The sequence below is a fragment of the Phaeobacter sp. BS52 genome (assembly GCF_045040595.1).
In the GTDB taxonomy this organism is placed as follows: Bacteria; Pseudomonadota; Alphaproteobacteria; order Rhodobacterales; family Rhodobacteraceae; genus Phaeobacter; species Phaeobacter piscinae.
The window spans coordinates 18365-32797 of sequence record NZ_CP090664.1 but is presented as its reverse complement, the minus strand read 5'-3'; the positions used below and the strand labels follow the sequence as shown (position 1 = coordinate 32797).

General features: G+C 58.6%; 12 protein-coding genes, 1 tRNA gene and 3 pseudogenes. 5 read left to right on the top strand and 11 right to left on the bottom strand.

Annotated elements, in window-relative coordinates; genetic code table 11:
* Positions 1-127: 127 nt before the first annotated feature.
* Positions 128-1685 (bottom strand): annotated as a pseudogene (locus L0Z65_RS17920) (ABC transporter substrate-binding protein).
* Between the two features lie 528 nt (positions 1686-2213).
* On the opposite strand from L0Z65_RS17920, the gene L0Z65_RS17915 reads away from it, so the two are divergent.
* The 4 genes and pseudogenes from L0Z65_RS17915 to L0Z65_RS17900 form a co-directional block, all read left to right on the top strand.
* Positions 2214-3137 carry a calcium-binding protein gene (locus L0Z65_RS17915; RefSeq protein ID WP_392342283.1) on the top strand — a complete coding sequence of 308 codons (924 nt, stop codon included), beginning with the start codon at positions 2214-2216 and terminating at the stop codon, positions 3135-3137.
* 121 nt (positions 3138-3258) lie between these two features.
* A complete protein-coding gene (locus L0Z65_RS17910) occupies positions 3259-3744 on the top strand; it encodes a DUF995 domain-containing protein (RefSeq protein WP_096873333.1) in 486 nt (161 codons plus the stop codon).
* 104 nt (positions 3745-3848) lie between these two features.
* A tRNA-Arg gene (locus tag L0Z65_RS17905) sits at positions 3849-3925 on the top strand.
* Between the two features lie 107 nt (positions 3926-4032).
* A pseudogene (locus tag L0Z65_RS17900) lies at positions 4033-4563 on the top strand (transposase); the annotation flags it as partial.
* A 502-nt stretch (positions 4564-5065) separates the two neighbouring features.
* Here L0Z65_RS17900 and L0Z65_RS17895 read toward each other — a convergent pair.
* From L0Z65_RS17895 to L0Z65_RS17855, 9 genes and pseudogenes are all read right to left on the bottom strand, one after another.
* Positions 5066-6453, bottom strand: a pseudogene (locus tag L0Z65_RS17895) (PepSY-associated TM helix domain-containing protein).
* A 59-nt stretch (positions 6454-6512) separates the two neighbouring features.
* Positions 6513-6857 carry a hypothetical protein gene (locus L0Z65_RS17890; RefSeq protein ID WP_254683192.1) on the bottom strand — a complete coding sequence of 115 codons (345 nt, stop codon included), beginning with the start codon at positions 6855-6857 and terminating at the stop codon, positions 6513-6515.
* Between the two features lie 154 nt (positions 6858-7011).
* Positions 7012-8235, bottom strand: coding sequence for an NnrS family protein (locus tag L0Z65_RS17885; protein WP_392342280.1), 1224 nt, complete (start codon positions 8233-8235; stop codon positions 7012-7014).
* A 25-nt stretch (positions 8236-8260) separates the two neighbouring features.
* Positions 8261-8491, bottom strand: coding sequence for an NnrT protein (locus tag L0Z65_RS17880; RefSeq protein WP_392342279.1), 231 nt, complete (start codon positions 8489-8491; stop codon positions 8261-8263).
* On the bottom strand, positions 8488-8670 hold the full coding sequence (locus L0Z65_RS17875; protein WP_040175739.1) for a hypothetical protein: 183 nt from the start codon (positions 8668-8670) through the stop codon (positions 8488-8490). Before L0Z65_RS17875 ends, L0Z65_RS17880 begins: the two co-directional genes overlap by 4 nt.
* Position 8671: 1 nt before the next feature.
* A complete protein-coding gene (locus tag L0Z65_RS17870; RefSeq protein WP_392342277.1) occupies positions 8672-10603 on the bottom strand; it encodes a nitric oxide reductase activation protein NorD in 1932 nt (643 codons plus the stop codon).
* A 4-nt stretch (positions 10604-10607) separates the two neighbouring features.
* Positions 10608-11402 carry a CbbQ/NirQ/NorQ/GpvN family protein gene (locus tag L0Z65_RS17865; RefSeq protein ID WP_096790457.1) on the bottom strand — a complete coding sequence of 265 codons (795 nt, stop codon included), beginning with the start codon at positions 11400-11402 and terminating at the stop codon, positions 10608-10610.
* Positions 11403-11405: 3 nt separating this feature from the next.
* Complete coding sequence (locus L0Z65_RS17860) at positions 11406-12764, bottom strand: cbb3-type cytochrome c oxidase subunit I (RefSeq protein ID WP_392342275.1); 1359 nt, start codon at positions 12762-12764, stop codon at positions 11406-11408.
* Between the two features lie 12 nt (positions 12765-12776).
* Positions 12777-13229: a cytochrome c gene (locus L0Z65_RS17855; RefSeq protein WP_040175733.1), complete on the bottom strand. Its 453-nt coding sequence runs from the start codon at positions 13227-13229 to the stop codon at positions 12777-12779.
* 130 nt (positions 13230-13359) lie between these two features.
* Between L0Z65_RS17855 and L0Z65_RS17850 the strand changes: the two genes are divergently transcribed.
* A complete protein-coding gene (locus L0Z65_RS17850; RefSeq protein WP_392342273.1) occupies positions 13360-13587 on the top strand; it encodes a DUF1858 domain-containing protein in 228 nt (75 codons plus the stop codon).
* 75 nt (positions 13588-13662) lie between these two features.
* On the opposite strand, the gene L0Z65_RS17845 is transcribed toward L0Z65_RS17850, so the two are convergent.
* Positions 13663-14352, bottom strand: coding sequence for a Crp/Fnr family transcriptional regulator (locus L0Z65_RS17845; protein ID WP_199536612.1), 690 nt, complete (start codon positions 14350-14352; stop codon positions 13663-13665).
* Positions 14353-14433 lie beyond the last annotated feature (81 nt).

Sequence of the window (14433 nt, the reverse complement as noted above, 5' to 3'; positions counted from 1 at the left end):
CTTGTTGATGGGCACAACGCCATTGACGCCCGGCGGGCGGCAGGGACATGCCCATAAAGAAGTGGTGAAAATCTGGGGAATATTTCAAAAGAGCCGGGGCAGCGCTGCCGCCCCGGCCAGAAACCTATCAGTCGACTTTCAGATCGCCGAAGTAGGGGAAGTTCAGAGCGTTCACGATTTTTTCAGCGTGGACACCATCGCGCGCACCCCAGGCCAGATTCTGCCAGTGCAGCGGAATGAAGGCGGCTTCTTCATAAAGGATGCCTTCCAGCTTGCGCAGCAATTCACCGCGTTTGGTCTGGTCGGTCGTCGCATTGGCTTCCGCCATCAGCGCATCCGCTTCCGGGTTACAGTAGTTACCGGAGTTGTACTGGCCGTTGCCGGTGGTTTCATCCGGGCAATGGGTCAGGAACTGGTGGAAGTTCGCTGAGTCTTCGGTATCCGCGTGCCAGCCGATCATCATCATATCTGCCGCACGCTCGTCGAATGTCGGCCAATACTGCGCCTTGGGCATCGTCTGCAGATCAACTTTAATGTTGATTTTTGCCAGCATCGAAGCCACGGCCTGCGCGATTTTGTCATCGTTCACATAGCGGTTGTTCGGCGCCATCATGGTGACCGAGAAGCCATCCGCATAGCCAGCTTCCGCCATCAGAGCTTTGGCCTTCTCCACGTCAAAGCGCGGCGTCAGGCTTTCATCATAACCAAGGTAGCTAAGCCGGGCTGGCCTGTGCACCAACGGTACCGAAACCACGCATGATGCGGTCCACGATGCCTGCGTTGTTCACGGCATAGTCGATCGCCTTGCGAACGCGTGCATCTTTGAACGCTTCTACACGGTTCTGGTTCAGTTGGAACGTGATGATACGTGTGCCAGGCTCGGTGATCAGCGTGGTACCGTCATGCTCCTCAACCCGCTTCAGGTCCGTCGGCGGAACGGGGGCGATAAAATCAACATCGCCTGCCAGCAACGCGGCGACGCGTGTCGGATCTTCCTTGATCGGCGTGAGGATGATCTTGTCGACATTGCCCTCAGAAGCGGTGTCCCAATAACCATCAAAGCGGTCAAAGATAACCTTCACGCCCTGCTCACGCTCGGTGACAGTGAAGGGGCCAGTACCGGAAAGATTGCGCGAGGCGAAGCTGTCGCCGTGCTTAACCAGTTCAGCCTTGTCTTTACCGTCCTCGGTGGTGCCGGAATAAAACTGGCTGTCCATCGGGAAAATATACGTCGCAGTATGCAGGATCAGCGGATAGGGCTCGGATGTTTTCAGGTCGAACGTCAGCTCATCCACCACTTCGACGTCGGTGAAAGGTGCAAAGATACCTTTGAAATCGGGGCTGGCCTTCAGGCGGTCAAAGGTCCAGTCGACATCAGCCGACGTCAGCGCGTTGCCGCTATGGAAGGTTACACCATCGCGCAGTTTGAAGCGCATTGTGGTGTCGTCGATCTGCTCCCAGCTTTCGGCCAGCCGCGGTGCGAACTGCAGGTCTTTGGTCCAGCGCACCAGCGGGTCAAAAACCATATGCGAAAGCTGCAGCGTGCCACCCGACAACTGCTCATGCGGGTCCAGCGAAACCGGATCAGCATCATAGGCGACCTTGATGGTCACTTCCGCCATTGCTGCCGTGCTCAGGGTTGCCGTCAGCGTGGCAACAGCGAGCGTGCTCGCAAAATGTTTCATTATTCGTCCTCCCGTTACGATATTGTTATTTCATCGGTATCGCAGGGCTGGCGAACAATCCAATGCCGATTGCAATGCGGCTATGCAAAATGCGTATAGCTATATTTACTAATATATTTCAATATGTTGAATATCTAATCGCTCCATTAGAGGCAAACCCGCATCCCACCTATCACATAGGGCGGCTCCGATTCAGAGCGGCAGAATCAGCTTCGACGGCGAAACCGAATGTGGCGACTTGTGCTGAAACTTGCGCACAACGATCAAGCATCTGCGCCACCTTCTGCCTAGCGCCGCGCGATCCCCGAATAGGCGCACCCCCGAGAATCAGAGCGCAGCAAAGGCAAACAGCGCCGAACCCTCATCGTTGATCAAGAAACAGTCGATGACATTGAGGCTCATTGTGCGTGATGCGCGCCCATTAATGCCTTGTTAACCATGATTGTCGGCCAAAAGTTTGCGCGCAGTTCGGAAAAACCCTATCGCTTTTAATCAAATCGTTCCATCCAATGCGAAAGAGAGCCCTCAATGGCAAATGTATTCGTTGCGTCGTTTCCAGGCGTGTCCTCGCTGAGCAACTACTTGGCCTTTGACGGGTTTGAGACCTCTCGTACATCGTTTGGAACCATCGTCTCGCCTACTGAGCTTGAGCAGACCGGCGAAGATGGTTCAATTCTGCGTCTCGGCGGCGATTTCGCTAGCGAAGATCAGGCCGACTGGCAGATTTTCTCTATGGATCATTCGCTTGATGGCGCCCCGATTGTGTCGATTTCTGACATCTCGATGAGCTTTGACCGTTTCGTATCCTTGCGCGCCGAAGACGTCGCACGAGAGCTGCTGTCCGGCGATGACCAGATCACCGCACTCTTGAATGACAATGTAACAGCAATTCGAACCTATGCTGGCGGCGATCGGGTTTCGTTGGGCGCCAGCGACGATACCGTAGCGGCTGGTGCTGGTAATGATTTCCTGACCGGGGGTTTGGGTGCTGATGTTCTTCGCGGCGGTTCGGGAGCCGACACGTTGCACGGAAACGGCGGCGACGATGTACTTCGCGGCGGAGTAGGCCGTGATGTCGTCTTCGGCGGCGTGGGAGCCGACCTTCTTGGGGGTGGTCGAGGCAATGATCGCCTGATCGGTGGGTCAGGCAGTGACACAATTCGCGGCGGCGCCGGTGTAGATCGCTTGTACGGCGGAACCGGAGATGACCTCATGACCGGAGGTGACGGGGCCGATATCTTTGTGTTTAACGAGGGCGACCACACAGATCGCATAACTGATTTTGAGGTTGGCGTTGATCGCATCAAACTGGGTCGCGGGGCGGAGAGCATGGACGATGTGGATTTCGCCCAAGTTGGCGACGATGCCGCAATCTATTTTGCCAATGTGACCATTCTGGTCGAGGATACGACCTTTTCTGAACTGCAAAGCGCAGACCACTTTCTGTTCTGATATAGCGGTGATCGGGCCAGATATCCTGCCAACCACCCGGCGGCAGCACTCAGAGAGCTACTTTCTGGGCATCCTGGCGGCAACAAACGAGCCGAATTCGGCTCATCGAAGGAGGTAAAAGATGATGAATGTTAAGTGTAAACTCGTTGCCGCAGCCCTTTCTTGCGTCCTGCCAATGGCGGCAGCTGCCGACCCACTGCCACGCAGCGCGAAAATCGCAAGCCCGCAGAAAATCGCCAAGATCTACTCTGGAAAGACTGAGCTTTGGACCAACAATTGTGGTGGGGGGATCTACTTTGGTCCCGGCGGTCAGGCAAGGGCATGGTGCGCTGACCAAAGTGACAACCTTGGTGCCGGGACTTGGAGCGTGGATGCCAACGGCCAGATGTGTCAGGATCTTGTCTGGTATTACCCCAGTGGGCGCCGCGCGGGCGCCAGCGCAAGCGACAAATCCTGCATTAGCCATGTTGTTGATGCTTGGGGCGTCATGTGGCGCAGCTGGCCAAATGATCCAGAATGGTGGCCGATGGGAAAAGACACAGGCATGGTGCGCGGTTATAAATTCCAGACTCAGGTTCGGCAGACCCGCTCGAAATTGGGTTTCTGACAACTACGCTGGAACTGGTCATTTGAAGGGTCGGAGAAAAATCTCTCCGGCCCTTCGCTTTTAGCTTGCACCGACGCATAACTGCGCATAAACCCCGCCGCAGTGGACCGATAGCTCAGCTGGATAGAGTACTTGACTACGAATCAAGGGGTCGGGGGTTCGAATCCTCCTCGGTCCGCCACTACCTCTTTCGTAAGATTACACATGGCCTGTCTTTTGCGGCAGACGGCTTCATTGGTCATTTTAAGAAATGTTCCGCCCGTGCAAATAAGAAACGGAGGACCATAGCTGGCGACAAAGAGGCCCAAACCCGAAGATATTGTCGTGAGGTTACCGCAAATCGAAGCTTTGACGGGACAAGGCATGCCCGGATTGATGCGAACCGTCAGATGGGTGCGGCAGAGCAAACTTATTACCGCTGGCAGAAAAATATGGCGGAATGGGCACAAAACGTTTCAACGAACTGAAGCGGCTGCAGAAGCAGAATGAGCGTCTTCGCCGAGCAGTTTCGGACCTGACACTGGACAGATTAATCCTATTCAAGGCCGCAAAGAGAAACTTCGGAGCCCCTCGCACCGCCGGGCCTGCATCGACCACATTCGCAGCAAGATGAAGGTTTCTGAGCGTTGCGGTTACCGCGTTCTGAGCAAACATCGGTTCACACAGCAGCGATTTGCTTGAGGGGTGTGCAGACGAGGAACGCCTGATCGCCGACATGATTGAGCTGAGACGTCAAAAAGACCGATATGGTTGGGCCGGGTTGCGGCCCTACCGAGAGACGCTGGCTGGCAGGTGAATGACAAACGTGTCGAACCTCTATCACCGCCGGAATGCGATTTCCGACGCCTCCTCTCTTTTGCGGAGAACGGTTGAGCAGGGGTCTTTCGGCCTGGTCCTCTGACCCTCGATAGTCTATCGTTTGCGCCACTCCACCACCGTCTTGGGATTGATCCCCAGTTCCCGGCTCAACTCCGCGATCAAAGCTTGCGCTTCTTGGGATCATGCTACGCATAACCCTGCCAGCCATTGGAGTGCGGTGTTACTGCGCTGTGGGCATGCGTGCCCTGTCGGCGGATCGGCTGTGCAAATCGCCTGCTGGCTAACAGTAGGTGGCGCTGCCACGATAAACTTATCCTACAAGGCCTCCTTCCATTCCAACAAAAGGATCACGTCATCAAACCATGGGATCAAACACCTGAGAGTACTTTGTTCACAGCCAGAGAGCACGACAGTTCAATATGTCTCGCCCCTTATTCTCTGGACAACTATTCCCGTGGAGATAATGCGCGCCGAAACATGTCAGCGCGCATCGGAGGAAATGTTACGTCAGCCTGTGGCGCAGGGCCGGGAGGCGGGACAGGAACATCCAGTCAACAACAAGCAGCGCCAGAAGTGCCAGCCCTGCCATCGGAAACGCCATGGACACGGCCAGGCCAACCAGGACCGCGCCCTGCCAGAGGGGCAGTTCCTTTGGCATTGGCGGTGCCGAAAGACGGCCAGCTTTGGTCGGGCGGCGTTTCCACCAGAGCACGATTGCGCTGACACACAGGAACAGGACGGACAGGCAAACCAGCGTGTTTGCGAGAACGCTCCATAGACCCAGGGTCCCCATGTGGAGGGCGATGCCAACCGCCATCGCCTTGCCCGCCCAGGAGTAGTCGGCAAACCGAACATCGGCCAGGATCTTGCCTGTGTAGCGATCCACATGAACGGTCCGGTCGGAGGTGGGGTTGGTGCTGTCTGTGCTCATTGAATCCCGGCTGACGGTCCAGACGCCAGTGTCGCCGCGCGGAATGCTCAGCTGGTATCGCCCCTCAAACCCGATGCGGCGGGCGAGGGCATCGATGCTGTCGAGGTCGACGACAGCAGTAGTCACACCAACCAGTCCCACATCGCTGCCCGAGGCGGGCATCGGCGTTTGTTCCAGCGCCCATGGAACTTCGCGACGGGCGTGATCCATACTGGCATGAATATCGTCGGACAGCGGGACATTGTCCCATTTTTCGGCTGGGAACTGGCTCCAGGCCTGCACCATTTTGCCCCCCAAACGCCAGCCCAGGCGAGGCCGGAAATGAGAAACAGCATAAGAAACAGTGAGATCCAGATGCCGACAACACCATGCAGGGATTTCCACAGGCTGCGGCCACGTCCCGGGCTTGGCAGCAGCGCGCGACGCCACCCAATCGTCCGGGGCCACCACATGTAAAGGCCTGTTGCAATCAGCACCAAGGCCAATGAGGCAGCGGTTTCCAGAATGCGGTCACCACTGACGCCGAGCATCAGATCGCTGTGCAGATTATCCGCAAAATCATACCAACCGCTGCGGCGCAGGAAGGTCTCGATGACCTCCGCAGAATAGGGATCAACCGCGATCATGATGGCATCGCCCTCGTGATCGACACGGAAAAGCGCTGCGCGGTCGGCGGCGCGGGGGGCCACATATTGTCTTAGCTCGCCGTTTGGCAGGCGTGCTTGTGCGGCTTCAGCCTGCGCCGAGAGCGGCTGAACCTGTTCTTGCGCAACCACCGGCGTACGCTCACCATCGCGGCCATCGATCCAAGCGATCCACAGCATGGCGAGGCCGGTAACCGCAAGCACAGCGAGAAAGGGAATGACAAACAGACCAGTGTAGAAGTGCCACCGCCAGGCGGCAAAATAGAGTTTTTGCGCGCTGCCCTGCGGCTGCGCGGTAGAATTGGGCATATTCATGGGTTGGCTCCAGGCCTTTGGATGCTGTTGTTGCCACAGCACCTGAGTTGCAATTGACGTCAGAGAAGCGTTGTCAAAAGCGCGGGAGGAGCACGGCTGCCATGAGCCGGATCACGCCAAAGCGTGCTGTGCGGTCTCGTCACCAATGGAGCGGAGGCCGTTGGTCGTTGCACCCATGCGACGCCGGGTATTGCCGGATGGCCGGGTATCAGCGCGGCTGCAACCAGTCGGCAGGCTTCACATTGTGCGAGAGTGCCGTGCCCCGGATCCTGACTGTCGCCACATAGATCGCTGAGTGCACCGCCTGCCGCGACAAAGGCCGCGTAGTCGGGGGAGTCTTCGGCGCGCTCAATCGTATGCGCAAAACCAGTGCTGGCCAGGGCCAACACGAGCGCCAGAATCATGGCCAGTCGTGGAAAGATATGAACCGCGAATCGCATAGAGAGTGTCGTAGTGTGACTGCGGTTAAATTGCGAGTGGTTCTGAGGTGGAAACAGGGCTTTGCAGACCAAAGGGATCATGTGTTGTGCGATAATGGGTCTGGGCTGTGACAAGGCGCTATGCCTGCCCGGCGGCCCGTCTGGCTGAGAAAAGAGCAGCCCCATAGACCAGCACATATCCAAAAAATGCGGCGCACCAGGCCGTAGCCGAGAGGTGATAGAGCCAATCGGCGCTGCCTACCCCGATCCCGGCGACAACTCGGGCGACGCTTGCCATCAGGAGCGCCAGCAAGATCAGTTTTGTGCCGGGGCCAGCCACCAGCGGTCGCCCTGTATGGCCCAGCGTGGCACGTATCATTACCGCAAGGGTCATCATGCCAATGGCGCCTGCCATCCAGAGGTGCTGTGCAGCGGCTGCGTCCAGTGGCACCTGCGGTATTTGCGCCATAGCCATGAGACCCGCGCCGACAGGGATCATCGCATAGGCCAGATGCAGCACCGCGAGCAATGGTTCTGACGCCGTGCGGTGTCCCTGCCAGCGCCCCATGCGCAGCAGGTGCCCTATTGCAAAGATCGTCAATGCGACGGCCGCAGCGAGATGATCAGGCATCGCCACCCAGACACCAAGGGCGGGCAGGCTGATAGCCAAGACAGCCTTGTCTAATCGCTGCATCGGGCTGGCGGGACGGGCATCAACGCCCCTCTTGATGAGCCAATTACCCGTGAAACTGGGGATGATGCGACCACCAATGAGGCAGATCATGCCAATCACCGTTGCCAATCCCAAGCGCATGCCAAGGCCTTGCGCCGGGTATCCGCCTCCTGCTGTTTCCAGATGTACCAGCAGCAGCGCCAATGTGTGCAGCCCCAGCAACACTAAAACAACAAGGTTGCGCCAGTTGCGCCCCGCGATGATCTCGCGCAAGATCACCGATCCTAGGATAAGTGGAAAACTCAGATCGACAAAGGCCACAACGACAGCAGGCAGATCTGCGGCAAATAGGGTGGTGACGCGCCCTGCGAGCCAGAGCAGCACCAAACCCAGCAACGGCCAGCCTTTGAGCGGCGCCCGCCCGGTCCAATTTGGAACCGCCGTGAGTAGGAAGCCAGCCAGAACCGCACTGAGGTATCCAAACAGGAATGCCTTGGCGTGCCAGGAGACCGGATCAAGCATGATCGGGAGCGTCAGCGCGCCGCTCAGCAGTCCGATCCAGGCGATCATCGCCAGCCCGGCCCAAAGCGCGGCGAGGAAGAAAAACGGGCGGAAGCCATAGGAGAGAATGGCGGGGGGCCAAGTTGGCGCGATTACATCCTTGCGACCTGCGTCTGTTGTCACTGTCATAGGTCAGATCCGTTTCTTAAAATACTTAGGGCTGCGCTGTGTCCATCAGGCGCCGGATATGTCCGGCGAAGGCGTAAGTGGCGGGCACCGCAATCAGCGCGCCGATCGCGATGGAGGCGGCGGTTCCCAACACCGGCAACCCAAGCCAGCTGGTGATCAGGGAGGCAAAGAAGACGTTGACGGCCATCGCGCCTACACCAAAGGGATAAAGTGCGATTGCGATACGCCTGCGCGACCAGCCCGCCTGCGATGTCATCGCCTTGCCACCAAGACATGCACCGCCGCAAGGGCCAGCACCAGCGCAATACAGGCCAGCGCAAACCAGAACTCAGCGGTTGCAGACTGCGCCTGCGGGGCCGGGCGGTCGAAACCCGTGGCCAGCGCGGGCAGGGCAGTGATCGCGGCGCAGACGATTCCGGATAAGATATAACGCATGTCAGCTCTCCTGTGTCAGACTACGGTAGATGTCGGGCAGGGCCCGTGACAGTCGGGTAGGGTTCGGCAGGAGCGAAAACCCGCCGCGGCCGAAAATCCGGGCGAACCAGTCCTGACCGTCTTCGTCGATGATGATGCCATGCAGGCTTTGGCCCGCGCGGCGGGCGCTACGTACGGCCATGCGGCTGTCTTCAATACCGTGCTGACCTTCGTAATGGTCGAGATCATTGGGCTTGCCATCTGTTAGGACAATCAGCAGCTTGCGGCTGGATGGCTCTGCCGCCAGCTGGGCGCTGACGTGGCGGATCGCGGCCCCAAGACGGGTGTAGTGGCCCGGTTGCAGCGCACCGATATTGGCGGTGACAGCATCGGACATCGGCATGTCAAACCCCTTGCAGCGGGTTAGGAACACCCGGTCGCGGCGCAGGGATGAAAACCCCCAGATCGCCAATCTGTCGCCTGCAATGTCAATCCCAAGAGCCAGCGCCGCCATAGCGTTGCGGGCAATGTCGATCACACTGCTGTCAGCAATCGCGGCTTCAGTGGACCGCGAGGTGTCGATCAGAAAGGCAACCGAGAGATCGCGTTGCTGTTGGCGTGCGCTCTGCCAAAGCCGATCGCTGCCACGCCCGGTCGCCGCCAGATCGGCTTGGTTGGAAATAACTGCATCCAGATCCAGCTCGGCGCCGTCGACTTGCCGTGGCTGCAGGATGCGGCGCGGACGCAACGCTTCGAACTGGCGACGCACCATCCGGATCTGGCGGGGGTCGGGTCGAAAGGGATGCTGCGCGTCAGGCTGTGCATCCGCCTCAAGCACGCGGCAGTGATCCGTCATCTCACATTGGCTGAGATGGTTCCACTCGGGGTAGGTGTATTCCGCACTCAGCCGTTCGTGTTCGGCATCTGCAGGCGATAGATCCAGATGCAGCCGCAACCGGGACGCCAGCCGACGGTCATGCTTGGTAAGCGGGATAAGATCCTGATCCTCTGCGGCCTTTTGGGCATTGTCAGGGTCATCATCATCAACGCTGCGGTTGATATTCATCGACTCCACCCAGGACAGGATGGATTCAAACCGATGCAGGATGAAGCTGTCCTTGCGGCGCGCCTGATCCTGATCAATGCGCGCGCCCAGCTTGCGACTGCTGCTTGCCGCAGTCGGCAGCGCGGTCGCCTGCTCGGCGGATTCTTCTGCGGCCATTGCGGCGTGGCCGGGAGCCTCAAAACGGAGCCAGAACGGTACCGGTGCAAACGGCAGATAGCGCCCCGCCTCCGTTGGCAAATCTGTGCTCAGCGGTTGGTCGGTCGTGACCTCCCAAGGATCTTGAGACAAAGCCGCGAGAACCTGTTCTGCGACCATACGATCAGCGGCATGGGCTGGCTGCGCCTTGCGCTGTTCCAGGCACAGGCTTGCCATTTGTCGGTAGGTTTGCCGCAGGCCGGGACAATGCTGGGCGGCACGGTGGCTGGCGGCGAGGGTGGCCCGGATCCGGGCCAGATCGGCAGCGTGGGCTGATTTGGTTGGCTGCGGTTGCAGCTCTGCCGGATCAGCGACCGCAGCCTGTGCGACCAGCCAGAAATAGGCAGCCCGGTTCAGCTCATAGCGGGGAAAGCAGGCCATCACCGGGGGCAGGGCCAATCGCCTACCGTCGTAACGTGGAATAAACTCGCGCATCCGATCCGCCGCAACCCGGTGCGTCAGGGATCGCCGGTGCTGTGCCACCGTTGCAGGTGCCTCCACCAGATCGACTGACGCGGCCCCGCCCAAGGCGCGAAACAGCACTGCCAGGCTGGGCCTCAGATCCTGCAACCGGCAGGCCGCAGCAGACAGCGTCGCGCCATCCTCTGCGACCTCACCGGCGAGATTGCTGGCCATATCGTGCCAGAGGTTGCCAACAGTTTCCTCCGGCTCCATCAGGTCGAGCAATTTCATAGCGCTACCCGTAGATCGTCGCGATCAGATCGCGCAGCGCTTGTTTGATATCCTCTTCATCGGTGAGAGGTTCGATGATCGCGGCCTCCAGCGCTGGTTCAATTGGCATGCCGCGGTGGATCAGACTGGCGGTATAGATCAGCAGCCGGGTCGACACGCCCTCTTCCAGATCCATGCCCGACAGGGCGCGGATATGACCGGCCAACCGCACCAGCGGTTGCACCTTCGACACATCCAGCCCGCTTTCCTGAGCGACGATGGCGCATTCCGACTGCGGATCGGGAAAATCGAAACTGGCTGAGAGAAACCGTTGCCGTGTCGAAGGTTTGAGCCGCTTCAGCACGTTCTGATAGCCGGGATTGTAAGAGGCGACCAACATGAACCCGGGAGGCGCCACCAGTTCCTCGCCGGTGCGGTCAATCATCAGCGTGCGACGATTGTCGGTCAGTGGATGAAGCACCACGGTGACATCCTTGCGCGCCTCGACAACCTCATCCAGATAGCAGATGCCCCCCTCGCGCACGGCGCGGGTCAGTGGACCATCGACCCAATGGGTATCGCCCCCTTTCAGAAGATAGCGTCCAATCAGGTCAGCGGCGGAGAGATCATCATGGCAGGCCACGGTATACAGCGGCCGATCGAGCCGGGCTGCCATATGTTCGACAAACCGTGTCTTGCCGCAGCCGGTCGGCCCCTTCAACAGAAGGGGCAGGCCTTGGGCATGGGCGGTTTCGAACAATGCGCATTCCTGAGCAATTTCATGGTAATGCGGGATCGGGCGGGGGGCATGCATGTTCATGACTTACTCCCCCGCAACCGTGCCGGTCTTATGCGCTGGTCCGGGTGCAATCACCTCATCCCGGCGCACCACCAAAAGCGCGTAGATGAACAGCAAGGCCCCGATCACAACCGCAGCGCTGACCCCGAACCGCATTAGATAGAAAATCGACAGGCTGTCCTGCACATCCATGTAATAGTCCCCGATGACGCGCTGCATATGGGTCTGAATGGTGCTAGCAAAGGTCAGCACGAAGGTCATGAACGCCATGCCGCCGGTCATCAGCCAGAAGCTGGCCATATTCAGAACCTGATTATACGGCGCCCGTCCACGCAGCATTGGCATCGCGTAGGTAAAGATCGCGAGGTTCAGCGCCACATAAGCCCCGTAGAAGGACAGATGCCCATGTGCAGCAGTGATCTGGGTGCCGTGGCTGTAGAAATTGACCCCATGCAGCGTGTGCAGGAACCCCCAGACACCCGCACCGAAGAAGGCGACAGTACTGGACCCGAGCGACCACAAAAGAGCAGCCTTGTTGGGGTGGTTCTTGCGTCCCTTCCAGACCATCACAAAGGCAAAGGACATCATCAGGAAGAAGGGGATCACCTCAAACGTTGAGAAGATCGAGCCAACCCACTGCCAATAGCCGGGCAAACCAATCCAGTAGAAATGGTGACCGGTGCCCAAAATGCCCGAGAAAAGAGCGGTGGCGACGATAACATAAAGCCATTTTTCAACCACTTCACGGTCGACCCCGGTCAGCTTCAGCAGCAGGAAGGCAAGGATCGCCGCCATCACCAGTTCCCAGGTTGCTTCCACCCAGAGGTGGACAACAAACCACCAGTACATCTTGTCCAGAGAGAGGTTTTCCGGGTTGATGAAGGCAAAGATCCACAGCAGCGACAGCAGCCATAGCCCCATCAACAACACATTGGTGATCGCGGTTTTCTTCCCCGCCAGCACTGTCATCGACACATTGAAGAGGAAGATCAGCGCGGCAACGAGGATGCCAAACTTCACCCAGAGCGGTTGCTCCAGAAATTCGCGCCCACCGTGGATACCAACCAGATAGGAGCCGACCGCCCCAAGTGTGCCGATCATCAGGATCGCAAGCTGCAGATAGGCCAGTTTGACCGAGTAAATCTCCCGCTCCGATTCCTCCGGGATCAGGAAGTAGGCCGCGCCGAAGAAGCCGAGCAGCAACCAGACGATCAGCGCATTGGTATGCAGCATACGGATAATATTGAAGGGCAGCAGCTCTGACAGGAAATTGGGGGAGACATAGACCCAACCTGCCAATAACCCGCCGAGGACCTGAATTGCGAATAGCACCATCGCGCAGATGAAATAGGCCTGAGCGACCTTTTGAGATTGATATTTCATGATGTCTCTCCCTTAGCCCGCGTCATTCGGCGGCCAGCCCTGAGTGTCGGTCTGATCGGCCCATCGCAGGAATTCGGCCAGGCCGCGTGTTTCCTCTTCGGTCAACTCGAAATAAGGCATCTGACGGCGCCCCTCGACACCGCTGGGCTGGCTCTCCATCCAGCTGTTCAAGATTTCAAAGGCTTCTTCAGGGTCATCCTGAACACCCCATCTGGTCATCACATTGCCGACTTCCGGCGCGAAATATGCCCCCTCGCCGTGTAGCGTGTGGCAGTTGATGCAGGAGTGTCGTTCCCAGACCCGTTTACCCAGTGTGACGGCTTCGGTCAGGGGCATTCCTGCGGTAGAGGTTGTCACCACGTAGCGGTGGCTGTGCACGGTCATGCCAATGAACACCACGACGAAGAAAATCGATCCTCCGTAGAACACATTGCGCGCCCGCGACTTAGTCAGAAATTCAGCCATGGCGTGGCCCTTTCCGGCAGTTGCTGATCGCTTGGTGATAGCCCGGGCAGCAGAGGCAAAGGTTGTGCAAGCGCAAGGTTTGGCGCGATTGCCACTGCTAGCCTGACCTCAGAGAGAGGATTGACCCGTCATGCCGCCGCCAAAACTGGACGACCCCGATCTGCCGCTGGATGTCCTTATGATGACCTGGCCGGAGACGGTCCGGGTCTTCATGGACCACGATATGCTCTGTGTTGGCTGTATGGTCAGCCCGTTTCATTCCGTCAGCGAAGCCTGCGCGGAATATCATCTGGATGAAGAGGTGTTTCGCGCCGCGCTGGCAGACGCCGTTGAACTCGCGCGCCAGAACCGGGGCTGATCCCAGTTTTCCATCCGATCAGAAGATGTCGGTGCAGCGGAGGCACACCACGCCTGCTCCGCGCCGGTGGCACCGTTATGGATCGCTGAGGAGCATCAGCCGATGGGGGTCACAGATGGTGATTTTCTTGCGCTTGCTGCTGACCATACCGTCCTTCTCCCAGGCGCTGAGCAGGCGGCTGACCGTGTGCAACGTGGTGCCTGTGAGTTCTGAAACATCCTGACGGGTGATCGGAAATCCGATCTCGATTCCTTGCGCGACCTTGGTGCCGGATTGATTGATCAATCGCAGCAAAGCCCGGGCAACCCGTTGTTCGACATGTTGTGTCGACATCTCCATGATGCGGGTGTTCATCTCGCCAATACGGGCGCCGACCGTTTTATAGGTCTCCGTGGCAAAGCCTGGGTAGTCGGCGATGAAACTGTCCCACAGCGCGGTTGGCCAGGAGAGGATCAGCGCCTCGCTCGCGGCAACGGCGGTGGCTGGATAACTGTCGCGTCCCAGTGCCCGTGCAATTCCGAACAACTGGCCGGGCGGAATATGCAAGGAGGTCACCTGTTCACCGTCGCTGGAGATCCGCACGACCCGAATGGTGCCATCCAGCAGCAGGTAAAATGTCTCCGCAGGATCACCTTCGGCAAAAACCGTTTGCCCAGGCTCAACGCCACGACTGCTGGCGTGATCAAGGATCGTGCGGATCTGCGCGTCGGCCAGCTGCGAGAATGGTGGCAGCGGGCGAAGCAGGCTTTCATGTAGGTTGCGCACGGCATCTCCGAACAAGCGTTGTCATGATCCTAAAACAAAACCGGGGGGGCGTCACCCGCACGGTGCTTTGACCGCGGGTTG

What these genes read in the sequence shown, in the direction of transcription:
- L0Z65_RS17915 (WP_392342283.1), top strand. Translation starts at nt 2,214, where the DNA reads ATGGCAAATGTATTCGTTGCGTCGTTTCCAGGCGTGTCCTCGCTGAGC.
- L0Z65_RS17910 (WP_096873333.1), top strand. Translation starts at nt 3,259, where the DNA reads ATGATGAATGTTAAGTGTAAACTCGTTGCCGCAGCCCTTTCTTGCGTC.
- L0Z65_RS17890 (WP_254683192.1), bottom strand. Translation starts at nt 6,857, where the DNA reads ATGATTCTGGCGCTCGTGTTGGCCCTGGCCAGCACTGGTTTTGCGCAT.
- L0Z65_RS17885 (WP_392342280.1), bottom strand. Translation starts at nt 8,235, where the DNA reads ATGACAGTGACAACAGACGCAGGTCGCAAGGATGTAATCGCGCCAACT.
- L0Z65_RS17880 (WP_392342279.1), bottom strand. Translation starts at nt 8,491, where the DNA reads ATGACATCGCAGGCGGGCTGGTCGCGCAGGCGTATCGCAATCGCACTT.
- L0Z65_RS17875 (WP_040175739.1), bottom strand. Translation starts at nt 8,670, where the DNA reads ATGCGTTATATCTTATCCGGAATCGTCTGCGCCGCGATCACTGCCCTG.
- L0Z65_RS17870 (WP_392342277.1), bottom strand. Translation starts at nt 10,603, where the DNA reads ATGAAATTGCTCGACCTGATGGAGCCGGAGGAAACTGTTGGCAACCTC.
- L0Z65_RS17865 (WP_096790457.1), bottom strand. Translation starts at nt 11,402, where the DNA reads ATGAACATGCATGCCCCCCGCCCGATCCCGCATTACCATGAAATTGCT.
- L0Z65_RS17860 (WP_392342275.1), bottom strand. Translation starts at nt 12,764, where the DNA reads ATGAAATATCAATCTCAAAAGGTCGCTCAGGCCTATTTCATCTGCGCG.
- L0Z65_RS17855 (WP_040175733.1), bottom strand. Translation starts at nt 13,229, where the DNA reads ATGGCTGAATTTCTGACTAAGTCGCGGGCGCGCAATGTGTTCTACGGA.
- L0Z65_RS17850 (WP_392342273.1), top strand. Translation starts at nt 13,360, where the DNA reads ATGCCGCCGCCAAAACTGGACGACCCCGATCTGCCGCTGGATGTCCTT.